The organism is Paractinoplanes rhizophilus (assembly GCF_042664765.1).
Taxonomy (GTDB): domain Bacteria; phylum Actinomycetota; class Actinomycetes; order Mycobacteriales; family Micromonosporaceae; genus Actinoplanes; species Actinoplanes rhizophilus.
In genome coordinates this window covers 1-977 of record NZ_JBHTBJ010000121.1, presented here as the reverse complement: position 1 = coordinate 977, position 977 = coordinate 1, and the positions used below count along the sequence as shown (strand labels likewise).

Sequence of the window (977 nt, the reverse complement as noted above, 5' to 3'; positions counted from 1 at the left end):
CTTTGCTCTGCTTACAGAGATGATGTTCATGAGCACCTCCCGCCGGGGTCTGACCCTTCTGCTTACTGGCTTCGGGTCTTTAACGGGATTTGTCGGCCTCGGCTGGGAGGTGCTCGTGCACTCACTGGACGTGGCGTTGTGACTTCATAGGAGCCTGGCCAGAGGCCCCATCTCTGTCTTGTCCGCGTTGCCCGGCTGGTGCGTGCCGCCCTGCCCACAGTCACGAACGACAGGACGACGATGCTCTCTATTACACCCGACCCCGCCCGCTACGACGTCGTTGGTGGTGTCGACACGCATCAGGACACCCACACCGCGGCGGTGCTCGACCTGGTCGGCCGGGTCCTGGGTACCGAGCAGTTCCCGGCCACGCCCGCCGGCTACCAGGCGCTGCTGGCCTGGATGCGCGGGTTCGGGCGGCTGTGGCGCATCGGTGTCGAGGGCACCGGCGCCTACGGTGCCGGACTCGGCCGCCGGCTGCGCGACGAGGCCGTCGAGGTGATCGAGGTCGACCGGCCGAACCGTAAGACCCGCCGGTTGCAGGGCAAGTCCGACCCGATCGACGCCATCGCGGCGGCGAAGGCCGTTCTGGCCGGCGAACGCATCGGCCTGCCCAAGCAGCGTGACGGCCACGTGGAAGCCCTGCGCAACCTGCGGGTAGCCCGGCGCAGCGCCGTCAGCCAGCGCGCCGACACCCAACGCCAGATCAAGTCTCTGATCGTCACCGCCGGCGACCAGCTACGCACCCAGCTCCGCGGCCTGCCCACCAACAAACTCATCGCCACCTGCGCGAACCTGCGACCCGACCGTGCCGACACCGCCAGCCCCGCCACCGCCACCAAATCGCCCTGCGGTCGCTGGCCCGCCGCCACCAGCACCTGTCCACCGAGATCACCGAACTCGACGACCTACTCCAGCCGTTGATCGCCGCGATCAACCCCGACCTGCTCGAGGCCAACGGCGTCGGCGCCGACACC

General features: G+C 68.7%; 1 protein-coding gene. It reads left to right on the top strand.

What is annotated here, in order from left to right; all coding sequences use genetic code 11:
• The first annotated feature begins 240 nt into the window (after positions 1–240).
• Positions 241–924: an IS110 family transposase gene (locus tag ACFQS1_RS40490; protein ID WP_378978390.1), complete on the top strand. Its 684-nt coding sequence runs from the start codon at positions 241–243 to the stop codon at positions 922–924.
• Positions 925–977 lie beyond the last annotated feature (53 nt).

What these genes read in the sequence shown, in the direction of transcription:
- ACFQS1_RS40490 (WP_378978390.1), top strand. Translation starts at nt 241, where the DNA reads ATGCTCTCTATTACACCCGACCCCGCCCGCTACGACGTCGTTGGTGGT.